We start from the raw sequence: 24,710 nt of genomic DNA on the forward strand, positions 1-24,710 counted from the left end.
CCCCACGCCATGTCCAGATTCTTCATCAACCACCCGGTCTTCGCCTGGGTCATCGCGATCCTGATCTCGCTGTGCGGCGTGCTCGCGATCCTGAACCTCGGCGTCGAGTCGTATCCCTCCATCGCACCGCCGCAGGTGACGGTGTCCACGTCCTATCCCGGCGCCAGCGCCGAGACGGCCGAGGGCGCGGTCACGCAGGTGATCGAGCAGCAGCTGACGGGCATCGACAACCTCGTCTACTTCTCCTCGTCCTCCAGCTCCAGCGGCGGTTCCAACATCACCCTGACGTTCACGCCGGGCACCGACCCGGACATCGCGCAGGTGCAGGTGCAGAACAAGGTCGCGCTCGCCACGCCGCGCCTGCCCACCGAAGTGGTGCAGCAAGGTGTGGTCGTGGCGAAGGCCAACGCGGGCTTCCTGAAGGTCGTCGCGCTGCGTTCGGACGACGAGTCGATGGACCGCGATGCCCTCAGCGACATCGTCGGTTCGCGCGTGCTCGACCAGATCGCGCGCGTGCCGGGCGTGGGCAGCACCCAGCAGTTCGGCAGCGAATACGCGATGAACATCTGGTTGAACCCCGACCAGCTGCGCGGCTTCGGTCTGTCGGCCACGCAGGTGCTCACCGCGGTGCGCGGCCAGAACGTGCAGTTCGCGGCCGGCAAGATCGGCTCCGACCCTGCGCCGGCGGAGCAGGGCTTCACTGCGACCGTGTCCGCCGAAGGTCGCTTCAGCACGCCCGAGCAGTTCGGCAACATCATCCTGCGCACGAACGGCGACGGCACCACGGTGCGGCTGCGTGATGTCGCGCGGATCGGCCTGGGCGCGACGTCCTACGGTTTCGACAGCCGCTGGGACGGCAAGCCGGCCGCCGGTTTCGCCATCCAGCTGGCGCCGGGCGCCAACGCGCTGGGCGTGGCGGAGGCCGTCACCAAGCGCATGAACGAACTGCAGGCGACGTTCCCGCAGGGCGTCACCTGGTTCTCGCCGTACGACAGCTCCACCTTCGTCGCCGTCTCGATCAAGGAAGTGATCAAGACGCTGTTCGAGGCGATCGTGCTCGTGTTCCTGGTGATGCTGATCTTCCTGCAGAACCTGCGCGCGACGCTGATCCCCACGCTGGTCATTCCCATCGCGCTGCTCGGCACGTTCCTGGGCATGTACTTCATCGGCTTCACGATCAACCAGCTCAGCCTGTTCGGCATGGTGCTGGCGATCGGCATCGTGGTGGACGACGCGATCGTGGTGATCGAGAACGTCGAACGCATCATGACCGAGGAAGGACTCTCGCCGAAGGCGGCGACACGCAAGTCGATGAGCCAGATCAGCGGCGCGGTCGTGGCGATTACGGTCGTGCTGGCGGCGGTGTTCATCCCCTCGGCGTTCCAGGGTGGTTCGGCGGGCGAGATCTACAAGCAGTTCGCCATCACCATCGCCATGGCGATGTTCTTCTCGGCGTTCCTCGCGCTGGGCTTCACGCCCGCGCTGTGCGCGACGCTGCTCAAGCCGACGGCCGACCACCACCGCGACAACTTCGTCTTCCGCACCTTCAACAAGTACTACGACAAGATCGCCAAGACCTACGTCGGCCACATCGGCCACGCGATCAGCCACGCACCGCGCTGGATGATGGTGTTCGGCGTGCTGGTGGTGCTGTGCGGATTCCTGTTCACGCGCATGCCGGGCAGCTTCCTGCCCGAGGAAGACCAGGGCTACGCGATCGCCCTGATCAACCTGCCGCCGGGCGCGACGATCAATCGCACCAACGCCGTGTTGGAAGAAGTGCGCGCGACGATGGCGAAGGAAGACGAGTTCGACGGCATCTTCACCGTCGCCGGCTTCAGCTTCGTCGGCCAGGGCGAGAACGTGGGCATCGCGTTCATCCGCCTCAAGCCGTGGGACGAGCGCAAGGTCACCGCGTCGGAGTTCATCCAGAAGGCCAACGGCGCGTTGTTCGGCATCCGCGACGCGCAGATCTTCGTGATCAACCTGCCGACGGTGAGCGGCCTGGGCCAGTTCGGCGGCTTCGACATGTACCTGCAGGACCGCCAGGGCCAGGGCCGTGAGGCGCTGACCGAAGCGCGCAACACCCTGCTGGGCAAGGCCGGTGAGGACAAGGCGCTGACCGGCGTGCGTCCGAACGAACTGGAAGCCTCGCCGCAGCTGCGCCTGGACGTCGACCGTGTGCAGGCGACCTCGATGGGCCTGTCGGTGGGCGACATCTACAGCGCGATCCAGCTGATGCTGGCGCCGGTGTACGTCAACGACTTCGTCGACGCGGGCCGCGTGAAGCGCGTGACGATGCAGGCCGACGGCCCGTACCGCACGGGCCCGGAATCGCTGGCGCGCTTCTACACGCCCAGTCCGCTGACGCAGGCGGGCCCGGGCGAAGCGACGTCGATGGTGCCGCTGTCGAACGTGGTGCGTAACCACTGGATCACCGCGTCGCCGTCGCTCACGCGATACAACGGCTACGCAGCGGTGGAAATCGTGGGTTCGCAGGCACCGGGCCACAGCTCGGGCGAAGCGATGACCGCGATGGCGAACATCGTCGAGAAGGACCTGCCGCAGGGCTTCGGCTACGACTGGACGGGCCAGTCGTACCAGGAAATCCTGTCGGGCAACCAGGCGCCTGCGTTGCTGGCGTTGTCGATCCTCGTCGTGTTCCTGTGCCTGGCCGCGTTGTACGAAAGCTGGTCGGTGCCGGTCGCGGTGCTGCTGGTGGTGCCGCTGGGTGCGCTCGGCGCGGTGCTGTTCTCGCTGCTGCGCGGATTGCCCAACGACATCTACTTCAAGATCGGCCTGATCACGGTGATTGGTCTTGCAGCCAAGAACGCGATCCTGATCGTGGAGTTCGCCATCGAGCAGCGCCAGCACGGCAAGACGCTGCGCGAGGCGACGATCGAGGCCGCGCACCTGCGCTTCCGTCCGATCCTGATGACGTCCTTCGCCTTCATCATGGGCGTGTTCCCGCTGGCGATTTCCAGCGGCGCCGGCGCGAACTCGCGTCACGCCATCGGCACCGGTGTGATCGGCGGCATGATGTTCGCGACCTTCCTCGGCCTGCTGTTGATTCCGGTGTTCTACGTCGCGGTGCGTCGCCTGCTGGGCGACAAGATGGACGAGAAGCCGGTGATCGAACAGGACGACGAGGATGAACACCTGCGGCCGCGACCGGTGAGCTGATCCCCGGAACCGCAGAACGGAAAAGCCCGCCGGATGGCGGGCTTTTTCTTTGCATCGACGGATGCGGCGATGCAGGATCAGCGGGTGGATATCGGGTTCGAAGGATCCGGCCACGAGCGCCCGTCCTGCGGCAGCTGACCGTTCGGATCGTGCACGCGCAGCAGGCGCGCGGGCAGCTGGCTGGAGTTGAACAGCACCAGGTTCGTGCCGCCGGTGCGCGCGGCGGACGGAAAGAGAATGCCGGCCGCGCCGGCATCGAGCGCGAGGTCGCCCAGCACCCAGCTCGGCGGCTCGATGCGTTCGTCGAAGGCGAGGCGACGCCAGTTGCAGGCGTACTCGGCCCAGATCGGATCCCAGCCGTCGCCCTCGTAGCCGCGCGCGAAATCCACCACGAGCAACGGACCGACCAGGAAAGTCACCAGCGTGCCGGGCGGCAGCAGTTGCTCGTGCTGGCGGTATTCCTCCACGGCCGTCTCCAGTTCGCGGGACAGGTACAGCGCTTCCAGTCCTGCGCGATTGAAGCGGCCGCCCTTCAGTGCGGCGCCGGCGCCGGAGGTGGGCGCATGCGACCAGCGCGGGACGATGACGCGGTACAGCGCGTCGCCATCGCCCAACTCGCGCAGGATCATCCGGTCGCGCCCCCGGCGATGGATTCGATGTAGTCGATGACCACCTGCGCCTTGCCCGCCTGCACCAGCGCGTCGGCGGTGAGGTAGTCGAACTCCGGCAGCGGGTCGTTCATGAACCAGAAGATCGCGCGTGCCCGATCGCCGCCGGCCACGTCTTCGGCCGCGGCGAGCACGCGCACGACATCGCGCAGGTACTGCTGGAGGTGTTCGTTCTGCGGGCGTGCGGTGGGCGTGTTGCGGCTGACGCGGGCGCGCTCGGCCAGGCTCTGGATCTGCAGGCCGAGCGCCTCCCCGATCCGGCGGGGGGACAGGTAGACCTGCTCGGGCTCGCGCAGGGATTCGGCGAGGCTGGTACGAGGCTTCATGACGGCGTTCATGAGCGGGCTCCGGCAGTGCGTGCACGGATTATGCACCCGATTCGCCCGAAATACGACCGGCCACCCGCGCCCGGCTCAGGCGCCGGGAAAAGAAAAAACCCGGCCGCTTGCGCTGCCGGGTTTCCAGACCGCCGGGAGGGGTGGCGGTAGATCGGAAAAATAAAGCCAGTTAAGGAGAGAGATTCGGAATTACTTGGCAGCGGCCTTCGGGGCGCCGGTGGCGGCCTTCACGGTCGTTTCGACGCCGGCCTGCACGCCGCGCGCGGCGGTTTCGAACTGCGACTTGGCCAGCTCGGTGATCGCACCGTGGGCCTTCAGCGTGCGGCCGAAGACTTCCTGGCCGGTGGCGACACCGCGCTCGAAGTTCTCGCGGGCAACCTGCGCGCCCTTCGGCAGCAGCGTCTTGAGGGCCTCGAAATCACGGGCCTCGGCGGCCTCGCCAAGGAAGGCGAAGGTGGCGTTGACGCGGTCCTCGATGGCCGACAGCTGCAGGCCGAACACGGCCTCGGCGTTGTCGAGGGCCAGGCGGTTGACCTGCGCGGCCGTCTCCGCGAACTGGCGCGTTGCGGCGGCAAACTGTTCGTTGAACGGCTGGTACATGCTGGTCTCCTGGGCAATCCGGGGAAGGGTGGATTGTGCGGTGCAGCATAGCGCTGGTTTTGTTGCAGTGCAACACGTCCGGGAACTCGATTCAGACACCGTTGGGCCTCACAGGACCGATGGCAGAATCGGACTGCGCCGGGCTCGGCCGGTGCGCACAGCTTCGCCAACCAGGATGACCGGACGATGATGGATGCGACCGCCCGCTCCCCACTGCTGCGCCGCCTCGGGCGCGCCCTGTCCGGAGCGGCCCTGGTCGCGGCCGGCCTGACGGCGCTCCCGGCCGCCGCGCAGTCGCCCCCGGCCCGGAATGAACCGGCCTGCGTCGGCCTCGTCCTCGGCGGCGGCGGCGCGCGCGGTTCGGCGCACATCGGCGTGCTCAAGGTGCTCGAACGCGAGCGCATCCCCGTGTGCAAGATGGCCGGCACCAGCATGGGCTCGATCGTCGGCGGCCTGTACGCCACCGGCTACACGCCGGCCGAGATGGAAAACCTGATCGAAACCATCGACTGGGCCGACATGTTCGTCGACGACCCGCCGCGCCCGGGCCAGCCGATGCGCCGCAAGGACGCCGACTTCCGCTACCTGCTCGACCTGGAGATCGGCTACGTCGACGGCCGCGTCGTGCTGCCCGTGGGCATCGTGCAGGGGCAGAAGCTGCTGATGCTGATGCGCCGGCTGACGATCTCGACCTGGAACGTGCACGACTTCGACAACCTGCCGATCCCCTTCCGCGCCGTGGCCGCCGACATCGTCACCGGCGACAAGGTGGTGTTCCAGGACGGCGACCTCGCGCTGGCGATTCGCTCGAGCATGTCCGTGCCGGGCGCGTTCGCGCCGGTGCGCGTGGGCGATCGCCTGCTGGTGGACGGCGGCATGGTCGACAACGTGCCCGTGGACGTCGTGCGCGAGATGGGCGCGCATCGCCTCATTGTGGTCGACGTCGGATCGCCGCTGCACAAGGAAGAAGCGCTGACCAATCCGATCGTGATCATGGATCAGATGATCTCGGCGCTGATGTCCAACAAGACCGAGCGCACGCTCGCCACGCTCGGTCCCGGCGACGTGCTGATCCGCCCCGAGCTGGGCGACATCACCGCGGCGGAATTCAACCGCGGCGCCGAGGCCATCGCGATCGGCGAGCGCGCCGCCGAAGCCGCGCTGCCGCGGCTGCGCGCGCTGTCGGTGGACGAGGCGACCTACGCCGCTTACCGCGAGCGCCAGCGCAAGCGCGATTTCGATCCCAAGCTGGTGTCGTTCCTCGACGTGGTCGAAGGCCGCTCGCCCTCGGCGACGCGCCAGGTCGAGCGCGCCGTGGCCGACAACCTCGACAAACCGTTCGACGCCGAGCGCCTGGAGAAGGACATCGGCACGGCCTATGGCGACGGGCGCTTCCAGCAGATCGACTACCGGCTCGTCGAGCGCGATGGCGAACGCGGACTGCAGATCATCCCGGCGGAAAAACCGTGGTCGGCCTTCGGCAAGCTGGGCTTCCAGCTCGACGACAACTTCAACGGGCGCAACAGTTACATGGTCTCGGCGGAGCTGACGTTCAACGACGTCAACACGCTGGGCGCGGAGTGGCGCAACGTGATGCGACTGGGCCGCATCACCGGCCTGCGCTCGGAGTTCTACCAGCCCTTCGGCGAGACCGGGGCCTTCTATCTGCAACCTTCACTGGAGCTGCGCAACGAATCGCTGCCGTTGTGGCGCGACGGCAACCAGCTTGCCGAGTTCCGCATCAACCGGCGCCAGCTCGCGCTGCAGGCGGGCTTCACGCCGCAACCGGAATGGCGCATCAGCGCGGAGCTGCTGCGCGGTCGCGATCGCGGCGACCTGCTGATCGGCAACCCCGCCGACTTCAGCGGCGCGCAGGAGGAGTACGCCGGCATCATGTACAACGCGACGTGGGACACGCTGGACAGCATCAACTTCCCCACGCGCGGTGTGCGCGTCAGCGCGGACCTGGAGACCTACTACGAAACGATGGGCGCGAACGTGGAAGGCAACGTCGCGCGGCTCACCGGAGACTGGGCGCAGGCATGGGGCCGCTATCACCTGCTGCTCGGCGCGCGCCTCACCAGCGCGCTGGAGGACGACAACTTCTTCCAGGCGCAGGGATTCCTGGGCGGGTTCCTCAACCTGTCGGGCTTCGACGAACGCGCGCTGGCCGGCAACCAGACCGCGCTGGCACGCGCGGTGATGTACCGCCGCACCGGCAACACGAGCCGATTGTTCTCGCTGCCGATGTACGTCGGCGCGAGCCTGGAAACGGGCAATGCGTGGACGAGCAAGGACGCGGTGGACGCCGACGATCTGATCCTCGCCGGCAGCCTGTTCGTCGGATTCAGCACGCCACTGGGGCCGATGTTCCTGGCCTACGGCGGCAACGACGAAGGCGAGAGCTCGTGGTACCTGACGTTCGGCTCGCTGCTGCGGCCGGAGGTGAAGTGAGGCGTGTGAGCGACGCGTAGCCGTTACCCGGGCCCGGCCATTCTGACCGGGCGTTCGGCAGGACACGCGGCCGTGCCGCGTAAGCGAACCGCCTCACCCTTTGTAACTGCACCCCGACGTGCAGGTCTCGTGCACGACGACCTCCGACAACAGCGGCAGCGCCGGCTTCAGACGCTCCCAGATCCACACCGCCAGTCGCTCGCTGGTGGGGTTCTCGAGGCCTTCGATGTCGTTGAGGTAGTGGTGGTCGAGCCGGTCGTAGAGCGGCTTGAAGGCCGCCTTCACGTCGGCGAAGTCCATCACCCAGCCGGCGTGCGGGTCGATGTCGCCCTCGACGTGGAGTTCGATGCGGAAGCTGTGCCCGTGCAGGCGCGCGCACTTGTGGCCTTCCGGGACGTTCGGAAGGCGGTGCGCGGCTTCCAGCGTGAATGCCTTGAAGATCTTCATGCGCGCAGTTTACCGCCTGCGGCGGCGGTCGCTGCGACCCCCGGGCCGCCCGCGGCATCCAGACAGGAAAGCCTCCGGAACGCCGCCCATGCCGAACCTGCTCCGCATCGCCGCCCTCCTGCTGCTGTCCGCCTCGGCGGCCGTGCACGCCACGCCCGCGTCCCGCGTGCACGTCGACGCCGTGGCCGCCGCGATCGCCGACCGCTACTTCGACCCCGAGCGCGGCAAGCGCATCGCCGACGACCTGCGCCGCGACGCCGCCACTGGCGCCTACGACGCGCTCCAGGCGCAGGCACTGGCCGACGCGCTCACCGCGCGCCTGCGCCCGCTCGACCGCCATTTCCGCGTGCGATGGAGCGCACCGGGCGACGCCGCGCGCCCGCCCGCGCCGCGCAGGACGCCGCGGACTTCATCGCCCAACGGCATCGTCGAAATCGACGTCCTGCCCGGCGACATCGGCTACCTGCGCCTGGACGGCTTCGCGCACTTCGAGCCCGACGACACCGATGCGCCTGCGCGCGTCGCCATCGACGCCGCGCTGGCAACGCTCTCCGGCACCGGCGTGAACGTGATCGACCTGCGCGGCAACCGCGGTGGATCGCCGAGCATGGTCGGCTATCTCGCCAGCGCGTTCGTCGAACCGGACGCCGACGTCTACAACGCCTTCCACACGCGCACCGATACGTTCAGCGAGGCGCCCCTGCATCCCTACGCGCACCCGCGCACGCGCGTGCCCGTGTACGTGCTCATCGACGGCGGCACCGCCTCGGCGGCCGAAGCGTTCACCTACACGTTGCAGAGCGCACGCCGCGCGACCGTCATCGGCGAGCGCAGCGCGGGCGCGGCCAATCCCGGTGGCGAGGTCGACGTGGGCGCGGGCTTTCGCGTGTTCGTATCCGACGGAACGCCGGTCAATCCCATCACGCGCACCAACTGGGAAGGCAGCGGCGTCGCGCCTGACGTGGCGGTCGCCGCTTCCGATGCGCTGGACGAAGCACTGCAACGCGCCCGTCGATCGCCCTGAACACGCCGCGCGCGTTTACACCGGATTCGCATCCGTGAACGCAGGCCCTGCGCGAACTGCGCGATATCGGTGATTTCACGCGGGGATACACGCCGACAACGAAAGCTGTCGGCACTTTCCAGTGGAGGACTCGCATGAAGATCCATACCAACGCGAAGCTGTTTGCCGCCATTCTCGGCGCCGTGGCGATCATCTCCACGCCGATGATCGTGCTCGCGCAGGATCGCGCCCAGGCCGAAGCGGAAGAGGAAGGCTCCGCGCAGCCCGTCAACGACACCTGGATCACCACCAAGGTGAAGGCCGACCTCATGGCGACGTCGGACGTGCCGGGCACGGAGATCGACGTCGACACCGTCAACGGCACGGTGAAACTGTCGGGCACGGTCGACAGCAAGGCCAAGCACGACAAGGCCATCGCGGTGGCGAAGGGCATCAAGGGCGTCAAGAGCGTCGATGCCAGTGGTCTGGCCGTCGCCAAGACGGGCAAGTAATCCTGCGTCGGCCTTTCAGCGGCCGCATGCAGGCACGAGCGCCCGGGTGTCCGCACCCGGGCGTTCTTGTCATCGGTAGCGGAGGACACGGGCATGGCGATGGAGAAGAAGCCGGCGTCGAAGGCCGCCGGCACCGCAGCGAAGCAACGGGCGATCCAGAAGAAGGTCGAGGCGAAGGACGCCAGGCAGGCCAAATCGCCCGCGAAGAAGGCATCGTCCAGGAAGGCCGTGCAGGCCGGCACACGGCGGCAACCGGAAAACCCGCTTCCCGCGCAGCACCAGCAAAAGCCGGGCCGCGAGCGCGACCTCGACCCGCAGCCGCGCTACATGGCGCCCGACTACAAAGGCAGCGAGAAGCTGCTCGACCGCGTCGCCATCGTGACGGGCGGAGATTCCGGCATCGGGCGCGCGGTGGCGGTGCTGTTCGCGCGCGAAGGCGCCGACGTCGCCATCGTCTACCTCGACGAACACGAGGACGCCGAGCAAACGCGCGCCGCAGTGGAAAAGGAAGGCCGGCGCTGCCTGGTGATTCCCGGCGACGTGAAGGATTCCACCTTCTGCAACGGCGCCGTCGCCGCGACCGTCCAGGCGTTCGGGCGGCTGGACATCCTCGTCAACAACGCCGCTTTCCAATTGCACGCCAAGAAGCTGGAAGACCTCACCGACGAACACCTGCAGGAAACCTTGCAGACCAACATCGCCGGCTACTTCCACATGGCACGCGCCGCACTGCCGCACCTCAAGCGCGGCGCGTGCATCATCAATTCCGGCTCCGAGACCGGCCTGTTCGGCTCGCCGCACCTGCTCGACTATTCGGCGACCAAGGGTGCGATCCACGCCTTCACGATGTCGCTGGCGAGCAACCTGCTCGAACGCGGCATCCGCGTGAACGCGGTGGCGCCGGGGCCCGTGTGGACACCGCTCAATCCGGCCGACAAGGCGGCGAAGGACGTGGCGAAGTTCGGTGCGTCCAGCGACATGGGGCGGCCGGCGCAACCGGAGGAACTGTCACCGGCCTACGTGTTCCTGGCTGCGCCGGTGTGCTCGTCCTACATCAGCGGCATCGTGCTGCCGGTGATGGGTGGGCCGCATGGGTGAGCAGGAACGCGCGCAAGACGAAGGCAAGGTCACTCTCAAATTCCGTCATCCCGGCGAAGGCCGGGACCCAGGCCCTCAGCGTGCGGGCACTCCCTCTGCGGTGAATATCCTCATCGTCATTCCCGCGTAGGCGGGGCTTGGGGGCCGTCGCATGGCACGCTTTCGTGTTGCCTGTGTGCAGCAACAGCAAAATGGATTCCCGCTTTCGCTGGAATGACGTGATGGGGCGGATGGCGTGACGGCCTGGATCCCGGCCTTCGCCGGGATGACGGCTTCGGGAAGGTGATGGGCGACTCCTTGCCGCACCGCGCATCACACCACGCATCACGCATCACGCATCAAACCACGCATCGCATCCCGCATCACATCCCGCATCACACCCCTTCCTCCTCCTCCGGAATCCGCCGCTCCCGCAGCTTCGCCAGCGCTGCTTCCTCGCGCGCGCCCATGATCATCTCGGCCAGCCACTTGATCAGGATCGCGGTATAGGCCTTCTGCGCGGGCTTCTGCGAGAACGCGTGGTCGGCGCCCTCGACGATGCGGCGCGTCAGCGAGCGCGTGCGGTGGAATGCGTTGGCGTAGTTGTCGATGACCGGATGCGGCACCACCGTGTCGTGCTCGGCCGCGACCAGCAACGCGTGGCCCCGATATGCCGCACATGCGCGCAGCACGCGGTTGTCCTGCATGTCGATCCGGCGCTGGCGATAGGCGTTCAGATCCGTGTCGATGTGCAGCTGGAGCTTGGGCAGTTCCCAGCCCTCGTCCATGTAGATCGCCGGCGAACGCAACGCCAGCCAGCGCACCGGCCGCTGCGCCGTCATCAAGGCCGCCAGGTATCCGCCGTAACTGATGCCGACGACCGCCATCGCGGTGGGATCCACGTTCGGTCGCGCGGCCAGCCAGTCGTAGGCGGCGAGCAGGTCGGCCAGGTTCTGCGGGCGATTCACCTTCTCCCAGTGACGCGCCGTGCGCTCGTGGCCGCGCAGGTCGAAGGTGAGGCACACGCAGCCGATGCCGGCCGCTTCGCGTGCGCGCACCAGATCGTGTTCCTGGCTGCCGCCCCAACCGTGCACGAACAGCACGCCCGGCATCCGCGAAGGCGGCGAGAGCACCGTGCCGCACACACGATCCTGCTCCACTGCCAGCTCGATGCTTTCGAGGCTAACGTCCATGCGCATCGTCCTGCGCATCGAGTACGGCGTACTTCGTCATCGGGCCGACGGCGGGGTCTTCGCCGTGGAAGTACACCTGCGCGCCGAGCGGCGCGTCGATCAGTTCGTAGGTTTCGTGCGTGGAGACATGCACCTGCGACAACCTGGGATCACGGTGCATCGCTTCCAGCGCTAGGATCTCCGCCGGTGTCGCGCCGCCGATGCGCCAGGACTGCTCCAGCACGCCCGTGCGCGGCACGCCCGACGGATCCACGCCGAGCGCCACGTCGTAATTGCGCCTGGAGGCGAAGAACTCCGGATACGCGCGCGAAACCTCCGCGTCGTAGCGGATCGCACAACGCAGCACGCGACGTTCGGCCTCGTCCTGCAATGTCGCCATCACGTCCTCCAGGCCGCCACGCAGGCAGGCCAGGCTCGATCCGCCGTACACCGCCACGCCGTGCCGGTTGCGCGTGAGCCGCTGCATTCCGAAGTAGGCGATGCGCTGCTCGCCCACCGCCACCGTACCGACGCTGTAGGTCTTCACCGGCTTGAGGTTGAGTTCCACCACCGCGCCCAGGCGTTCCAGGCAGTCCACGTCCAGATGCGCCAGCGCGGCGTCGAGCGTCTTGCGATCGGTGGCGACCGATTGGCCGACGCCGCCGATGCCGTCGGCGCGCTTGATGCGGGCCGGCAGGCCCTGTTCGAACAACTGTTTCGCGGCGCGCGCCACGTCGTCCACGCTGAAAGCGGCGAAGCCGGGCAGGGTGACCTCGTCGAGCGCGGCGCCCAGCGCGTGAGACCAGCCCACGGGCACGACGCGCGCGCCGTCGACGAGCCGATGCGTGATCGACTTGGTCGCCACGAACGGATGCGGCACGACGCCGCCCAGCAACTGCTCCGGCCCGTGGATGTGCAGCGCACGCGCGTCGGCGGTGGACAGCGTGCTGTCGGGCAGGAAGTACCGCTCCGGCGGCGCGGCATCCGCGTCCGTGTCGGGTGCATGCACGCCGCCGTACTCGTAGCCGAGCAGGCCGGCCAGTCGTTCGCCGATCCAGCGTCCGGTGGCCGCCTCATGCTCGGTTCGACGCGCGCGCCGCAACAGTTCGACGACGCAGCCGGCACCCTGCGCGCATGTCGCGCGCCCGGTGTCCGATGCGGTGGATGCCCAGGCTCCGCCGGCCGCCATCGCGCGCGTCAATCCGGAGCCTTGGCCGGCACGAACGGCGACGTCGGGTCGCTCGCGGGGAAGGTTTCCTCCAGCGCCTGGTCCTGGTTCTCGCTCTCGTGCTGCTTGCGCTTCTCGCGCTCGCGCGCGTCTTCGGGCTTGTCGTGTTGTGTCTTGCGGTGCTCGTCGTGGATGGGCGGGTCCTTGCGATCCTGCGACATGGCGTGCCTCCTTCGGCGTGCGTCGTCGTTGCATTCGACGATACGTCCGGCGCCGGGTAACGCCGCGTGATGGCACCGCCGGTCGCGCGATCACGTGAAGTCGGCGTGTGTTCACGCGGAATTTGCGTTGCGCGGCGGAAGGTCTTCCCGCGGCGACGGGCCGCGCGGCGCGTACGCAAAGTCGCCATGAGCCTGCACGCAAAGTTCACGGTCTTCGCCAAGGCGGCCTCGCGCTGGACGGGCAACGCCACGGCCTTCGGGCTGGCGGTGCTGGTGATCCTGGCCTGGCTGGTCAGCGGCCCGATGTTCGGGTTCAGCGACACCTGGCAACTGATCATCAACACCGGCACGACGATCATCACCTTCCTGATGGTGTTCCTGATCCAGAACACGCAGAACCGCGACACCGAGGCGATGCAGATCAAGCTGGACGAACTGATCCGCGCCACGCGCCGTGCCGAGAACGCGCTGCTGGACCTGGAGGAAATGGACCAGGACGAACTCGATCGCATGCGCAAGCGCTACGAAGAGCTGGCGCGCGTCGCGCGCGATCACGTCGAGGCGCGACAGCGCGGCTCGACTACGCGCAAGCCGCCGCACGATGCGTCGGGGTGAAGTGCGCCTCTTCTGGATGCGGAAGAGGGGTTTTCTCCGTTACGGGACGGCGCATGTCGCGTGCGCATTGAGCCCCTCTCCCGCTTGCGGGAGAGGGGTTGGGGTGAGGGCAGGTGGCCGCATTCGCGCGCCTCGCCCTCATCCGCCTGCCGGCACCTTCTCCCGCGCGCGGGAGAAGGGCTTCCACTGATACGCCACAGGTACTGCGCCACCCTCGCGCGGGCAGTGAGTCACCCTCGCGAGGGCAGCCCTCCACCCTCGAACGAGTCGCGGCGAGGATCGCGAGGCTGCGCGGCAGGGTCGCGAAGGCGCAACAACGCCCTCGCGCTGCGAGCAAGTCGTATCGCGAGGGTGTTCCGACACCCGCACGAGGGCATCGTCGTACCCGTGCGAGGGCGCCGGAGATTCGATCGAGGGCGCCCGCATGCCCACGCGATGCGACCAAGCAGCAGCGCGAGGGTATTCCGCACCCCGCGCGCGGGCATCGCCACGCCTGTGGAAGCTTGCAATCAGAACGCGATGGTCGCCGTCACCATCAACGGATCGCCCTTGAGCCGCCGCTTCACGTTGAACTCGGAAAGCCAGCGGGCCGCGAACTCGACCTGTCCGCCTTCCCACTTCTTCGTGTAGTTGACGGTCGGTCCCAGCGCCAGCGCGTGGCCCTTGAAGCCGTCGAGGCGATCGGCGGTCGGGCCTTCGTCGTCTTCCAGCTGCTCGATCCACCCGCCGATGCCGCCCACGCCCCAGCCGTTGGCGAAGCGCTTGACCAGTTGCGCGTCGAGGCGGAACACGGCGCCGTTCTTGTAATCGGTCGCGTCGTTGCGCGTGTAGAAGTCCACCGCGCCGACGGCGGTGAATTCCAGCGTGCCCTTCTGCATCAGCTGCGTGTAGCCGACCGTGGGCGAGTAGGTCCAGTTGTTGAGGCTCAGGTTCGCCAGGCGGTCGGGGTCGTAGCTGCCCCAGTCGCTGTAGATGTACAGCGCCAGCGTCATGTGATGCGTCTGGTCGAAGTGGTAGCCGGCGATGATCGGCGCGAAGAAGGGATCGAACACGTCCCAGTCGGCCTTGTCCTTGACCTGGCCCGTGCGCGGGCCGAGCGCGACGTTCGCGGTGACGTCCACGGTGGCGAACGGCAGCGTCGCCATCGAGGCGAAATTCCAGCGCCCTTCGCCGGTGTCCCACACGTACAGGCCGGTCACGCTGACCATGTCGAAGTCCGCGTCCAGGCCGAGCGTGAGCAGGTTGTTCACCGGCGTTTCGCGCGAGCCGCCGATCTCGCCGGAGTAGTGCACGAAGCCGATGGCCGCGTTGAAGCCCGGCGTCGGCGGAACCACGCCCGCGAAGGACTGCACGGTGGTGCCGGTGATGGTGCGGCCCAGCGCGCCTTCGGTGGCCAACGCAGGCGGCGCGAGGCCGAGCGTGGCCAGCACGATGCAGGACGCGGACAGGTTGCGTGTGTTCATCGATCTCTCCCTGGCAATGAAGCGGGCCATCGCGTACTCGCCGGCCCATCGCGGGGCCGTGCGTGGCGGCGGGCGTTGTAGCGCCGCCGCCGCGCGATGACGGAATGTCAGCGTCGGCGGCCGCCGCCGCCGCGGAAGCCGCCTCCACCCAGGCCCGGACGGAAGCCGCCAACCGGCCGTTGATAACCGCCGGCCGGGCGCTGCATGCCGCCGCCACCACCGGCCGGACGATCGAATCCGCCGCCCTGGCGCTGGAAGGCGGCGGGATTCAGCGCGCCCGAGCTGCGCTGGTCGCCGCGTTCGCGCGCGAAGCGGTCGCGGTCGAGGGTGGAGGGATCGATGTTCTGGCGCGTCTGTCCGGACACGTTCTGCGAACGGTCGGGACGGTCCACTTCGCTCCAGCCGTTTTCGTCGTGCTTGTAGACCTCGCCGTTGCGTCCGGCGTAGACGTTGTCGTTCACCTCGACCACGCCTCCACGGTTCAACGTGCCGCTGTCGGCGTTGTAGTGGAATCCACCCGCGCCGCGGGCCTCGTTGCCGCCCGGTCCCTGCGTGTTGAACGCACCGCCCGCGGCCGCGCCGCCGGGGCCGACCGCTGCGCCGCCCGCCGCCTGCGTCACGCGGCCCGTGTTGGTGTTCACCACCGTGCGTTCGCCCGCGCGCGCGGCCTGGCCGGTGTACGGATTGACCGCCGCCGCGCCGCCGCCCGCGACCACGCGCCCGGTTTCCGGGTTGTAGCGGATGCCCTGCGCGCCGGCCGAGGTGGTGCCGGTGTAAATGTTGGTGTTGACGCCCGCGCGGCCGATGCCGCGTCCGCCGGTGGCTTCGTTGTAGTAACCGCCGCGCGCGCCGCGCCCGACGTTGCCCGTCCACGGATCGGCCCATGCCGCGGCGGTACCGCGCACGGCCGCGTTGCCCCAGTGGCCGTAGACATTCCACGCCGCCGCGCCGCCGCCCCACCAGCCGTAGGGATACACGGGGCCGTACCAGGGACCCCACCACGGGCTGTACGGCCCGTACCAGCCGTCGTACCAGCCCCAGCCCCAGCCGAAGGTCCAGCCGACCCACGGATTCCAGCCGAAGTACGCGCCCATGCCGTAGGTGGCCGGGCAGCCGTACCAGTACGCGCCGACCCACGGCGTGCACGCGTAGCCGGTGCCGTAGACGACGACATCGTCGGTCACCACAGTGCCGTAATAGCCCGGCGTGTAGCCCACGTACACCTCGTCGCCGCTGCCGCCGTACACGCGCGCGTAGGTGACGTAGTGCAACGGCGAGCTGGTCGGGATCGCGTAAATCTCCGCCGGCACGCTGGTGGCCACCGACCACGGGCCGGTCGCCGCCTTCGCCGTGAACCACACGCCCTTGTCGACCGCGTAGTAACCGCCGTCGGCCACGCGGATCACCGGCACCGCGGTGTTGCGCGCGTACTGCAACTGCGTGCCTTCGATCGGCGCGAACTGCGGCGCGCCGTCGTAGGCGACGGTCAACTTCGCCTGACTCTTGTTCACCGACGCGGTCTGCGGGATGTCGTTGGCGATCAGCGCTTCCCTGGACTCGGGCGTGCCGGGAATGGACGCGAGCACGCCGCTCTTGTCGCTGTCGGGCGGGATCTTCGCGAACTCCGCCGGCAGCGCGCCCGGCGCGACGTACTTCCACGGGCCCTTGCTGCCGGGCGCGGTGAACCAGCGGCCGGACACCAGCACGTACCACGCGTTGTCGGCGCCGCCGTCGACGAACACGTCCGCGCCGGTGTTGGCGATGTAGCTCAGCTTCGTGCCCGGCACCGCCGCGAACTGCGGCTCGCCCTGCACGGTGATGAGCTCGGCTGGACGCGTGCTGACATGGATTTCGGGAACGCCGCCGTTGGCGAAGGCCTGCTTGAGCGCATCGGGCGGATTGTCGAGCGTGTCCACCTGCTTGGACGACACCGCCTGCCGCATCGCGTTGGTCAATGCGGCATCCACCGTCGCGACCGCGCTCCACGGGCCGGCCAGCGACGACGCTTTCGCCCAGTGCCCGCCGAGGTAGGTGTAGTACTGCCCGCCCTGTTGCAGCAGCAGCGAGCGGCTGTTGATCACGCGCTGCACGCCGGCGACGCCGCTGGGCTTCAGTGCCGGCGGGCCATCGACCAGGATCAGCACCGCCGCCTGCGTGCTGAAGAGGATGTCCGGCGGATCGTTGCGCACCGGCAGCGACGCGGGCGTCTTCGCATCGACTGCGGCGATCGCCATCGCCGATTCGAGCTGGTCCAGCGAAACGGTGAGCGTGGAGCGCTGCTTGAGCTGCGCGCGCGCCAGTTCCAGGTACTGCGCCTGCTTCGCCGTCGCGGTGGGGAAGGTGGCGCCGGTGAGTTGCAGGTCGGTGAGCACGACCGCGCGCGCGTCCTTGTCGATCTGCGTGCGCGCCTGGAAGGTCACCACGCCGTAATCGGCGGTGTCTTCGGGCTTGCCGTCGGGACCGTTGTGCGTGCCGGTCTTGACCGACATCGCGAAGCGGCCCTTGAGCTGGTTGCCTTCCCAGCTGTCGTACTGCGGCTGGTGCACGCTGAAACTCGTGCCCTGCTGGGTGAACTGACGCGGGAACGGGCGCGCGTCGATGTTCGCCGCCGCGCCCGCGGCCGGTGCCTGTGCGAGCGCGAATCCCGGTTCGACCGACATCGCGGGACACATCGCAAACGCCAGCGTCGCGGCGAGCACCAACGAGTGAATACGCATGAGGACTCCGTGTTGCATGCGGCACGTCGCAGCGTGCGTGGAAGGCCGGATGTGCCGACAGCGGCGCACCTCAGCCCGGCGGGTTCACCACGACGTACTGCACGGTCGTTCCGGCGTACTGCGGCTGGTACCAGGTGCTCCCGCACTGCTGGTAGGCCACGCCGTTGACCACTGTGGTCACGCAGCTGGGCGGCACCGAGTACACGACCGAGCCGATCGCCGCCGCGGTCACCGCCACCGCCGTCGTCACCGCCGCCGCGGTCGCGATGGGATGGTCGTCGTACCAGCCGCCGTGCCAGTGGTCGTCCACGTCGATGTCGATGTCGTTGTGGATGTTCACGTCGCGGTTGATGTTGGTGTTGCGGTTCACGTTCGTGTTGCGGTTGACGTTCGTGTTGCGATTGACGTTGCCGCCGTGGCTGACGTTCGCACCGCGGTTCGCCGCCGCGGCATGGCCGCCGCCACCGGCGTGGTTGACGCTGGTGCGTGCGCCGCCGCGCGCACGCGGTCCGGCCTCCGCGTCGAAACTCACGCAAAGCAGGGCGGTGGTGCCCGCGAGCAGACCCAGGCAGGCACCGAGCGGAATGGCATGGCGAGCTGCGTTCATTTCGCGTCCTCCACGGCGACGACATCGACTTCCACGAGCTTGATGCGACCGGCGTCCTTGGGGGGCGTGAAGGCGAAGTCGGCATCGCGGACCGCGGCGTTGGTGTTCCAGGTCAAGGTGCTTGCGAACTGCGGCTGCGTCGGATCGTCGGTGGTGGTGATCACCAGCCGGCGCGGCAGCGGCTTGTCGCCCGCTTCGATCCACAGCTGCCAGTCCACGCCGTCCTGGCGGAAGGCGTACTGGTCGGTGACGCTGCCATCGATGCGCGCCGGGCCGACGAAGACCGCCGACTTGAGCGCGGACACCGGCGCCTTGTCGGTGCCCCACAGGAACAGGTCGGCCAGCGGCAGTTCGATGCCGTACTTGTCCTCGGCCACGGCGAGCAGCTTTGCGATCGTCGGCGGCGCATCGGTCTGCGCGTAGAGCTTGTTCTTGGGGCCGTAGACCGTCAGCGTCTTGCCGTCGTAGAACAGCTGGCGCTCCTTGCGGTCGGTCTTCATGTCGATGCGAAGGCCGTTGGGAACGCGCACCTTGTAGTCGATCGTGCCGGGGAACTGCAGCTTCTGGTCGTCTTCGGTGACCAGGTCCAGCGTGGTGTCGGCGCGCAGGCCGAAGCTCTTCAGGCTGCGCAGGTACTTGGCCATCCTGTCGAGCGCGGCGAGGGCTTCGGGCTGCACCTTGGCCGCGGCGGCGACGGCCGCCGAAGGCGGTACATCCGCCTGGCCCTCGGCCATGACCGGAGCGGCCGTCGTGCACGACAACAGCGCGATGGCAGCGAACAAGGACGAACGACGCATGGCGCATCTCCTCGATGTGACGGCCCCGACCGATGCCGGACCCGGTGCCGCGTGCAGGACGCGACGTATGGCGCAGCCCTACCGTCCGGCGTGTGCCGGTGCGGTGTTCGGATGGCTGTGGACGGTGGAACCCAGGCCCGGTGGCCCGTGGCCGACATCACGAGGTGCGTCGTGCGCCCGCTCATTCGTGCGCCGCGCATGGCGGCGACACGGCATGGGTTGCGCGCTCGACATCGTCCCTCCCTCCCGACGGTCCGTTTCCGCTGGCGAATGACGCGTGCGATGGACGACATCGATGGCCGTGCGCCGGCCTGGGGTCACCGCCGACACATTTCCGGCCGGCTGGCGTGAAACCACCGTGATGACGCGGCCTGCACTTCATCGTTCAGGCTGAACGAAACACCGTCGGACGCGGTGTCGCCCGCGTCGCGCAAAGCGTCCGGTGCGGCGGATCGGATCGCGCGCAGGGGTCAGCGATCGCCGCTGTTGTCCTCGCGGTCGCCACGATGCGTGATGCTGCGCATGTGCAGCTCCAGTTCGGCGATCTGCTCGGCCAGATACCGCGTCTGCGCCTCGTCCAGATGCTGCATGTCGCCCAGCATTGCCGCCAGTCGCGACAGGCGTTCGCTCTCCTCGCGCACGTTCTGGCGCTGGCGCAGCGTCTGCTGTTCGTCGGCGTTGACGGTGCTGCGACGATGCAGGTCGATGAGGATGTCGTACAGGCGCTCGGCGATGCGTCGGTCGCTGTCGCTCCACTGCACGCTCTGGCCGCGCACGGTCTCGCGCCAGGCCGCGAAACTGCGACGCGGTGCGATGCGCGTGCCGTCGTCGGTGGGCACGGTCGCCTTGTGCGGCGTGCCGGCCCAGGTGACCTCCTCGATCTGCTCCTTGCGGAAGCAGTACAGGCCGTCGCCGTCGCGGCCGAAGGCCATCGCCAGCACGCCGGCAAGCCCGTCGGCGGGGTGCGACTGGCTGCGCCAGTCCTCTCGCCGGTGGGTCATCGCCACGGCGCCCGCGCGCGCGGCGCCCCAGGCGCACAGTTCCGACAACGACTCCCCGCCCGGCACCGGGCCGATGCTGGCCTGGCGCGAGCCGAGGATCATCAGCACGCCGTCGGCGTCGAGCAGGCGCGCGACCACGCGCAGATAGATCGGCAGCACGTCGGCCAGCGACTGGCCTTTCAGCGTCGACTCGCGCAGCACGTCGCCGAGCTGCTGGCTCTGGTCGAACAACGCCATCGTCGTGGCCTGCTCATGCCCGGCCACGCGCATCGAAACGTACATGCCGAACAGGTCCGCCGTGGCGCGCATGCCGGGCGGCACCGGGCGCGGCGTGCGGTGGTGGCAGGCGATCAGGCCCCACAGGCGGCCGCCGCTGACGATGGAGATCGACATCGACGCGCCCACGCCCATGTTGCGCAGGTATTCCACGTGCACCGGGGAGACGCTGCGCAGTGCGTGGTGCGTCAGGTCCAGCGGGGCGCCGCCGACGTGCAGCGCAGGCTCGATCGGCACCGGCGCGTATTGCGCATCCGGAATCACGCGCAGGCGGTTGAGCAGGTAAAGGTGACGCGCCTGTGCCGGAATGTCGGAGGCCGGATAGCGCAGGCCCAGGTACGGTTCGACTTCGTCGGAGCGCGCCTCGGCGATCACTTCGCCGGCGTCGTCGGCGCGGAAGCGGTAGACCATGACGCGGTCGTAGTCGGTCAGTTCGCGCACCAGCGAGGCGACCTGCTGGAAGAAGCCCGGCGCGGGGTCCTGCCCCGCGATGCGCCCGATCATCGCGTTGGCGGTGAGGCCCGTGCTGCCGTCCGCGGTGGTCTGCGGCTCGATTTCGATATGCACCAGGCCCTGATGCAGGTGCGTGCTGACGTCGCACAGCGCGCCGTCCCGGCCGAGGTTGACGGTGGCCACGCGTTGCGCGGCCAGTCCAGGTTCGATGAACCGCAATGCGTCGGCGATGGCTTCCAGGAAGCTGCCATCGACATGCTCGCGCAACGACGTGCCGAGCAGGGCGCGCGGCGGCAGGTCGAGCAGTTCGGCCACGTTCGCCGAGACATGCCGCACCGTCCAGTCGGGCCAACTGCAACTGATCAGGAAGCCGTGCGGCTGGATCGCGCCGGACAGGTGGATCGGCTCGCGCGCGCAGACCTCGGCCTCGGTGGTGACGTTGACGTTCATGCAGGGACTCGTTCGAGGCGAAGGGCGTGCAGCAGCGCGGCTTCCACCGCGGCGAAGGCGGTGTTGCTGGCGGCGACGAGGCGGTGCAGTGCGTCGGCGTCGGGCGCGGAGGACTCCAGTTGCGCGAGCAGCGCGGGCCATTGCGGCGATGCGGCGTGCTCATGGAGGTAGCGCGCGCCGGAGGCGGCATTGAAACCCAGCCCTTGTGCCTGCCGCAGCAGCATGCGCGCGCCGAGTGACGAACCTTCGAAGACGTAGGCCCAGCCCAGGCGTTCGTAGGGATCGTGCGAAGCGACGGCGGGGCGTGCGATTGCATCGGGGTCGATGCCCAGCGCGTGCAGGTCGGCGCGCAGCAGCGGCAGGTAGCGTTCGCGCGTCCCTTCCGGGAGGCTGGCACTGGCGACGAAGCGGTGCATCGCACGCAGGTAGGCGGCGTAGTCGTCGCGCCGGCCAACGCCGTGCGGCAGCAATGCGTCGACGCGCTCGTGCGCAGGCGCGGTGGCCTGGCGGAGGTGACTGCGGAGGGTGCCCAGCGACATCGAGATGGCTTCCACCGCTCAGGGGCGCCAAGCCTAACCCATCGGTGGAAGCACCGTGGGCGTCGCCTAGCCCCGCATGGCGACCTCGCGCTGGTTGCGCGAAGCGGTGAACGCGGAGGGATGTTCGCCGATGCGGAAGCCCATGCCGGGGATCGTCTGCAGCAGCGGCGTGTCGAAGCCGCGGTCGATCGACTTGCGCAGGATATAGAGATGGCTGCGCAGCGAGTCGGAGTCCGGCAACTCATCGCGCCACACTTCGCGCTGGATCTCCTCGCGGCTGACCACGCGCGGCGCTTCGCGCATCAGCAATTGCAGGATCTGGAAGCCGATCGGCGTGAGATGAATGGCCACGCCTGCACGCTCCACCGTCATCGACTGCGGGTCCAGCAGCAGGTCGCCCACGCGGATGGGCTCGCTCGCGGCCCTGTGCGAGCGACGCATCAGCCCGCGCAGGCGCGCCTCCAGCTCTTCGATGGAGAAGGGCTTGGTCAGGTAGTCGTCGGCGCCGGCCTCCAGGCCCGACACGCGGTCCTCGATGCTGTCGCGCGCGGTGAGCATGAGGATGGGCGTGGCGCGACGCTGCTCCTGGCGGATGCGGCGGCAGACTTCCACGCCGTCGATGCGCGGCAGGTTGCGGTCGAGCAGGATCGCATCGTAGGGGTTGTTCGCCGACAGGCTCAACGCTTCGGCGCCGTCGCGGGCGAAGTCCACCTCGTAGCCGCTGGCTTCGAAGAAGCCGCCCAGCATTTCCGCGATGGGAAGGTGATCCTCCACGATCAGGATGAGTCGGCCGTTGTTGTTCATGTTCATGTCCGAAGTCGCTTGATGCTTGATTGGAAGACTCGGTGAACATTCGTGATGCGAACGTGACAATCGCGCGAAGGAATGCATCGCGCAGCGCTAATTCACGACATCGTCGCCGCGACGAACACAAGATCGGCCCTCGTCTTTACACGGAGCAATCCCATGGCAACAACGAATCATGAACTGCGCGTCATCAACGGTCTGATCGAAACCACCATCGACAGCGTGGAGGGCTATCGCGATGCCGCCCAGGACGTGCAGAACAGCACGTTCCGCACGATGTTCGAGCGCCGCGCCAGCGAACGGCAGGCGGCGGTCGCGGGCTTGCAGGCTTACGTCGTGTTGCACGGCGGCAAGGCCGAGGACTCGGGCACCGTGCTCGCCTCCGCGCATCGCGTGTTCGTGGATCTTCGCGCGGCGCTCTCCAAGGGCGACGAGGCGGTGGTGAAGGAAGTCGAACGCGGCGAGGACCACATCAAGCACAAGTACGAGGACGCGCTGAAGGACGTGGAGCTGTCTCCTTCCGCACGCGATACCGTCGACAAGGCCTTCGCTTCGGTCCGCGCCGGCCACGACGAGATGAGCCGGCTCAAGCACGGCCTGGAAGGCCTGCACTGACAGGCGCGGCCGCGCGCGGCGGACTTCGGGGCACAGACGGATGAATCCCGACGTGATCGGCTGGCTCGCGTCGGCCGTCCTGCTGGCGACGCTGGTGCGCCAGATCCTCGCCACGGCGCGCGACCCCGACGCGAAGGGCGTATCGCGCTGGCTCTTCGTGGGCCAGTGCGTCGCGTCGCTGGGGTTCGTGGTCTACAGCGTGATGGTGGGGAACCCGGTCTTCGTCGCCACCAACGCGGCCATCCTGGTCACGGCCGTGGTCGGACAGTGGGTCGTGGCGCGGCGGAAGTCGCGCCACGACGCGCAGCAAGGGCATGGCTGAGGATGGATCTGAAGAGCGGTTATCCGTTCTGGGCCGTCAAGAACGGCCTGATGCAGTCCTTCGCCCCTTTGCGCGAAGAGCTTCGCTGCGAAGTGGCGGTGATCGGCGGTGGCATCACCGGCGCGATCATCGCCGACGCGCTCGCCAATGCAGGGCACGAGGTCGCCGTGTTCGAACAGCGCGATGTGGGGTGGGGCAGCAGCGCGGCGAGCACCGCGCTGTTGCAGTACGAGATCGACACCCATCTGACGGATTTGTCGCGGCAGATCGGGCTTGCGCAGGCGACGCGCGCCTACCGCGCCTGCCAGGACGCGATCGGCACGTTGGGCGAACTGGCGCGCGGCGTGCGCGATGTCGACTTCGATCGCAGCGACAGCCTTTACTTCGCCAGTCATCGCTGGCACGTCAGACGGCTGAAGGACGAGTTCCAGGCGCGTCGCCGCGCGGGACTGGACACGCACTGGCTGGAGCGTGAGGACATCGCCGAGCGCTACGGTTTCGATGCGCCCGCGGGACTGCTCACGTCCACGGCGGCGCGGCTGGACCCTTACCGTCTCGCGCATCGCCTGCTGCAACGCCTGCGCCGCCGCGGTGCGGGCGTGTATGGCCGCACGCGTCTCGAGCCGGTGGACGTGGGCTCGCGTCAGGTCGTGCTCGCCGGCGAGGACGGCGTGCGCGTGACGGCGCGGCATGTCGTCGTCGCCACGGGCTATGAAGCGCAGCGCTGGATTTCCCGGGACGTGGCGAAGAATCGCAGCAGCTACGCCTGCATCAGCGAGCCCGTCGACCTTGGTGCGCTCGCCGACACGATGCTGTGGGAGACCGCGCGTCCGTACCTTTACATGCGTGCCACTGGCGAGTCGCGCCTGCTGGTGGGCGGTGAAGACGATGCGATCGATGTTCCCAAACGCCGCGACGCGCGCGTGGAGAAGAAGGCCGCGCGCTTGATGAAGCGCGTGGAAGGATTGTTTCCCGGGCTTTCGCTCAAGCCCGCCTTCAGCTGGGGCGGCACCTTCGCCGAAACTTCGGACGGATTGCCCTTCTTCGGTCCGCACCCGCAATGGGGGCCGCGCCTGCTGTTCGCGATGGCCTACGGCGGCAACGGCATCGTGTACAGCATGATCGGAGCGGACCTGCTGCGCGCATGGCTGGAGCGGCGTGCGCACCCGTTGAAAGGTTTGTTCGGATTCGAGCGGCTGCGCTGA

At 68.4% G+C, this 24,710-nt stretch carries 23 protein-coding genes; 9 read left to right on the forward strand and 14 right to left on the reverse strand.

The genetic code is table 11. The features are described from left to right. The first annotated feature begins 9 nt into the window (after positions 1 to 9). On the forward strand, positions 10 to 3,183 hold the full coding sequence (locus JI752_RS15855; protein WP_216965875.1) for a multidrug efflux RND transporter permease subunit: 3,174 nt from the start codon (positions 10 to 12) through the stop codon (positions 3,181 to 3,183). Between the two features lie 77 nt (positions 3,184 to 3,260). Here the strand turns inward: JI752_RS15855 and JI752_RS15860 are convergent, their stop codons facing one another. From JI752_RS15860 to JI752_RS15870, 3 genes are all read right to left on the reverse strand, one after another. Beyond that, complete coding sequence (locus JI752_RS15860) at positions 3,261 to 3,812, reverse strand: RES family NAD+ phosphorylase (RefSeq protein ID WP_216965876.1); 552 nt, start codon at positions 3,810 to 3,812, stop codon at positions 3,261 to 3,263. Next, positions 3,809 to 4,189 carry an antitoxin Xre/MbcA/ParS toxin-binding domain-containing protein gene (locus tag JI752_RS15865; protein ID WP_216965877.1) on the reverse strand — a complete coding sequence of 127 codons (381 nt, stop codon included), beginning with the start codon at positions 4,187 to 4,189 and terminating at the stop codon, positions 3,809 to 3,811. Before JI752_RS15865 ends, JI752_RS15860 begins: the two co-directional genes overlap by 4 nt. A 189-nt stretch (positions 4,190 to 4,378) precedes the next feature. After that, positions 4,379 to 4,789, reverse strand: coding sequence for a phasin family protein (locus tag JI752_RS15870; RefSeq protein ID WP_216965885.1), 411 nt, complete (start codon positions 4,787 to 4,789; stop codon positions 4,379 to 4,381). Positions 4,790 to 4,978: 189 nt separating this feature from the next. Between JI752_RS15870 and JI752_RS15875 the strand changes: the two genes are divergently transcribed. Then, positions 4,979 to 7,243, forward strand: a complete 2,265-nt coding sequence (locus tag JI752_RS15875) for a patatin-like phospholipase family protein (RefSeq protein ID WP_216965887.1) — start codon at positions 4,979 to 4,981, stop codon at positions 7,241 to 7,243. A 93-nt stretch (positions 7,244 to 7,336) separates the two neighbouring features. Here the strand turns inward: JI752_RS15875 and queD are convergent, their stop codons facing one another. Continuing rightward, on the reverse strand, positions 7,337 to 7,690 hold the full coding sequence (queD, locus tag JI752_RS15880; RefSeq protein WP_216965890.1) for a 6-carboxytetrahydropterin synthase QueD: 354 nt from the start codon (positions 7,688 to 7,690) through the stop codon (positions 7,337 to 7,339). 88 nt (positions 7,691 to 7,778) lie between these two features. Between queD and JI752_RS15885 the strand changes: the two genes are divergently transcribed. The 3 genes from JI752_RS15885 to JI752_RS15895 all read left to right on the forward strand — a co-directional run bounded on the left by JI752_RS15885 (position 7,779) and on the right by JI752_RS15895 (position 10,303). Continuing rightward, complete coding sequence (locus tag JI752_RS15885) at positions 7,779 to 8,714, forward strand: S41 family peptidase (protein WP_216965892.1); 936 nt, start codon at positions 7,779 to 7,781, stop codon at positions 8,712 to 8,714. Positions 8,715 to 8,848: 134 nt separating this feature from the next. Further along, on the forward strand, positions 8,849 to 9,205 hold the full coding sequence (locus tag JI752_RS15890; protein ID WP_216965894.1) for a BON domain-containing protein: 357 nt from the start codon (positions 8,849 to 8,851) through the stop codon (positions 9,203 to 9,205). A 93-nt stretch (positions 9,206 to 9,298) separates the two neighbouring features. Continuing rightward, positions 9,299 to 10,303 carry an SDR family oxidoreductase gene (locus tag JI752_RS15895; RefSeq protein ID WP_216965896.1) on the forward strand — a complete coding sequence of 335 codons (1,005 nt, stop codon included), beginning with the start codon at positions 9,299 to 9,301 and terminating at the stop codon, positions 10,301 to 10,303. A 374-nt stretch (positions 10,304 to 10,677) separates the two neighbouring features. On the opposite strand, the gene JI752_RS15900 is transcribed toward JI752_RS15895, so the two are convergent. From JI752_RS15900 to JI752_RS15910, 3 genes are read right to left on the reverse strand one after another with little or no spacing between them, the layout of a single operon-like run. Further along, a complete protein-coding gene (locus JI752_RS15900) occupies positions 10,678 to 11,475 on the reverse strand; it encodes an alpha/beta fold hydrolase (protein WP_216965898.1) in 798 nt (265 codons plus the stop codon). After that, positions 11,465 to 12,643 carry a DUF3182 family protein gene (locus tag JI752_RS15905; protein WP_216965900.1) on the reverse strand — a complete coding sequence of 393 codons (1,179 nt, stop codon included), beginning with the start codon at positions 12,641 to 12,643 and terminating at the stop codon, positions 11,465 to 11,467. The genes JI752_RS15900 and JI752_RS15905 overlap by 11 nt, the downstream gene beginning before the upstream one ends. 8 nt (positions 12,644 to 12,651) lie before the next feature. Beyond that, entirely contained in the window at positions 12,652 to 12,843 is a 192-nt protein-coding gene (locus JI752_RS15910) for a hypothetical protein (RefSeq protein ID WP_216965902.1), read from the reverse strand. Between the two features lie 186 nt (positions 12,844 to 13,029). Between JI752_RS15910 and JI752_RS15915 the strand changes: the two genes are divergently transcribed. Further along, on the forward strand, positions 13,030 to 13,458 hold the full coding sequence (locus JI752_RS15915) for a low affinity iron permease family protein (RefSeq protein ID WP_216965905.1): 429 nt from the start codon (positions 13,030 to 13,032) through the stop codon (positions 13,456 to 13,458). A 509-nt stretch (positions 13,459 to 13,967) separates the two neighbouring features. Here JI752_RS15915 and JI752_RS15920 read toward each other — a convergent pair. From JI752_RS15920 to JI752_RS15950, 7 genes are all read right to left on the reverse strand, one after another. Next, positions 13,968 to 14,921, reverse strand: coding sequence for a transporter (locus JI752_RS15920; RefSeq protein ID WP_216965906.1), 954 nt, complete (start codon positions 14,919 to 14,921; stop codon positions 13,968 to 13,970). 107 nt (positions 14,922 to 15,028) lie between these two features. Further along, positions 15,029 to 17,638, reverse strand: coding sequence for a hypothetical protein (locus JI752_RS15925; RefSeq protein WP_216965909.1), 2,610 nt, complete (start codon positions 17,636 to 17,638; stop codon positions 15,029 to 15,031). Positions 17,639 to 17,708: 70 nt separating this feature from the next. Further along, entirely contained in the window at positions 17,709 to 18,245 is a 537-nt protein-coding gene (locus JI752_RS19365) for a hypothetical protein (RefSeq protein ID WP_254200938.1), read from the reverse strand. Further along, positions 18,242 to 19,042, reverse strand: coding sequence for a DUF2092 domain-containing protein (locus JI752_RS15935; RefSeq protein WP_216965911.1), 801 nt, complete (start codon positions 19,040 to 19,042; stop codon positions 18,242 to 18,244). The genes JI752_RS19365 and JI752_RS15935 overlap by 4 nt, the downstream gene beginning before the upstream one ends. A gap of 470 nt (positions 19,043 to 19,512) precedes the next feature. Continuing rightward, positions 19,513 to 21,222 (reverse strand): GAF domain-containing protein, encoded by a 1,710-nt coding sequence (locus JI752_RS15940; protein WP_216965913.1) that lies wholly within the window; start codon positions 21,220 to 21,222, stop codon positions 19,513 to 19,515. Next, positions 21,219 to 21,761 (reverse strand): biliverdin-producing heme oxygenase, encoded by a 543-nt coding sequence (locus tag JI752_RS15945; RefSeq protein WP_216965915.1) that lies wholly within the window; start codon positions 21,759 to 21,761, stop codon positions 21,219 to 21,221. Before JI752_RS15945 ends, JI752_RS15940 begins: the two co-directional genes overlap by 4 nt. 66 nt (positions 21,762 to 21,827) lie before the next feature. Next, positions 21,828 to 22,571: a response regulator transcription factor gene (locus JI752_RS15950; protein ID WP_216965916.1), complete on the reverse strand. Its 744-nt coding sequence runs from the start codon at positions 22,569 to 22,571 to the stop codon at positions 21,828 to 21,830. A 156-nt stretch (positions 22,572 to 22,727) separates the two neighbouring features. Between JI752_RS15950 and JI752_RS15955 the strand changes: the two genes are divergently transcribed. Genes JI752_RS15955 through JI752_RS15965 form a run of 3 tightly spaced genes read left to right on the forward strand, consistent with a single transcriptional unit; the run spans position 22,728 to position 24,710 of the window. After that, positions 22,728 to 23,183 carry a PA2169 family four-helix-bundle protein gene (locus JI752_RS15955; RefSeq protein ID WP_216965919.1) on the forward strand — a complete coding sequence of 152 codons (456 nt, stop codon included), beginning with the start codon at positions 22,728 to 22,730 and terminating at the stop codon, positions 23,181 to 23,183. 40 nt (positions 23,184 to 23,223) lie between these two features. Further along, the gene (locus JI752_RS15960) at positions 23,224 to 23,505 is read left to right on the forward strand and encodes a hypothetical protein (RefSeq protein ID WP_216965921.1); all 282 of its coding nucleotides are present in this window, start codon (positions 23,224 to 23,226) and stop codon (positions 23,503 to 23,505) included. A 2-nt stretch (positions 23,506 to 23,507) separates the two neighbouring features. After that, positions 23,508 to 24,710, forward strand: coding sequence for an FAD-dependent oxidoreductase (locus JI752_RS15965; protein ID WP_216965923.1), 1,203 nt, complete (start codon positions 23,508 to 23,510; stop codon positions 24,708 to 24,710).

Source organism: Lysobacter sp. MMG2 (assembly GCF_016735495.2).
Taxonomy (GTDB): domain Bacteria; phylum Pseudomonadota; class Gammaproteobacteria; order Xanthomonadales; family Xanthomonadaceae; genus Lysobacter_J.

What these genes read in the sequence shown, in the direction of transcription:
- JI752_RS15855 (WP_216965875.1), top strand. Translation starts at nt 10, where the DNA reads ATGTCCAGATTCTTCATCAACCACCCGGTCTTCGCCTGGGTCATCGCG.
- JI752_RS15860 (WP_216965876.1), bottom strand. Translation starts at nt 3,812, where the DNA reads ATGATCCTGCGCGAGTTGGGCGATGGCGACGCGCTGTACCGCGTCATC.
- JI752_RS15865 (WP_216965877.1), bottom strand. Translation starts at nt 4,189, where the DNA reads ATGAACGCCGTCATGAAGCCTCGTACCAGCCTCGCCGAATCCCTGCGC.
- JI752_RS15870 (WP_216965885.1), bottom strand. Translation starts at nt 4,789, where the DNA reads ATGTACCAGCCGTTCAACGAACAGTTTGCCGCCGCAACGCGCCAGTTC.
- JI752_RS15875 (WP_216965887.1), top strand. Translation starts at nt 4,979, where the DNA reads ATGGATGCGACCGCCCGCTCCCCACTGCTGCGCCGCCTCGGGCGCGCC.
- queD (WP_216965890.1), bottom strand. Translation starts at nt 7,690, where the DNA reads ATGAAGATCTTCAAGGCATTCACGCTGGAAGCCGCGCACCGCCTTCCG.
- JI752_RS15885 (WP_216965892.1), top strand. Translation starts at nt 7,779, where the DNA reads ATGCCGAACCTGCTCCGCATCGCCGCCCTCCTGCTGCTGTCCGCCTCG.
- JI752_RS15890 (WP_216965894.1), top strand. Translation starts at nt 8,849, where the DNA reads ATGAAGATCCATACCAACGCGAAGCTGTTTGCCGCCATTCTCGGCGCC.
- JI752_RS15895 (WP_216965896.1), top strand. Translation starts at nt 9,299, where the DNA reads ATGGCGATGGAGAAGAAGCCGGCGTCGAAGGCCGCCGGCACCGCAGCG.
- JI752_RS15900 (WP_216965898.1), bottom strand. Translation starts at nt 11,475, where the DNA reads ATGGACGTTAGCCTCGAAAGCATCGAGCTGGCAGTGGAGCAGGATCGT.
- JI752_RS15905 (WP_216965900.1), bottom strand. Translation starts at nt 12,643, where the DNA reads ATGGCGGCCGGCGGAGCCTGGGCATCCACCGCATCGGACACCGGGCGC.
- JI752_RS15910 (WP_216965902.1), bottom strand. Translation starts at nt 12,843, where the DNA reads ATGTCGCAGGATCGCAAGGACCCGCCCATCCACGACGAGCACCGCAAG.
- JI752_RS15915 (WP_216965905.1), top strand. Translation starts at nt 13,030, where the DNA reads ATGAGCCTGCACGCAAAGTTCACGGTCTTCGCCAAGGCGGCCTCGCGC.
- JI752_RS15920 (WP_216965906.1), bottom strand. Translation starts at nt 14,921, where the DNA reads ATGAACACACGCAACCTGTCCGCGTCCTGCATCGTGCTGGCCACGCTC.
- JI752_RS15925 (WP_216965909.1), bottom strand. Translation starts at nt 17,638, where the DNA reads ATGCGTATTCACTCGTTGGTGCTCGCCGCGACGCTGGCGTTTGCGATG.
- JI752_RS19365 (WP_254200938.1), bottom strand. Translation starts at nt 18,245, where the DNA reads ATGAACGCAGCTCGCCATGCCATTCCGCTCGGTGCCTGCCTGGGTCTG.
- JI752_RS15935 (WP_216965911.1), bottom strand. Translation starts at nt 19,042, where the DNA reads ATGCGTCGTTCGTCCTTGTTCGCTGCCATCGCGCTGTTGTCGTGCACG.
- JI752_RS15940 (WP_216965913.1), bottom strand. Translation starts at nt 21,222, where the DNA reads ATGAACGTCAACGTCACCACCGAGGCCGAGGTCTGCGCGCGCGAGCCG.
- JI752_RS15945 (WP_216965915.1), bottom strand. Translation starts at nt 21,761, where the DNA reads ATGTCGCTGGGCACCCTCCGCAGTCACCTCCGCCAGGCCACCGCGCCT.
- JI752_RS15950 (WP_216965916.1), bottom strand. Translation starts at nt 22,571, where the DNA reads ATGAACATGAACAACAACGGCCGACTCATCCTGATCGTGGAGGATCAC.
- JI752_RS15955 (WP_216965919.1), top strand. Translation starts at nt 22,728, where the DNA reads ATGGCAACAACGAATCATGAACTGCGCGTCATCAACGGTCTGATCGAA.
- JI752_RS15960 (WP_216965921.1), top strand. Translation starts at nt 23,224, where the DNA reads ATGAATCCCGACGTGATCGGCTGGCTCGCGTCGGCCGTCCTGCTGGCG.
- JI752_RS15965 (WP_216965923.1), top strand. Translation starts at nt 23,508, where the DNA reads ATGGATCTGAAGAGCGGTTATCCGTTCTGGGCCGTCAAGAACGGCCTG.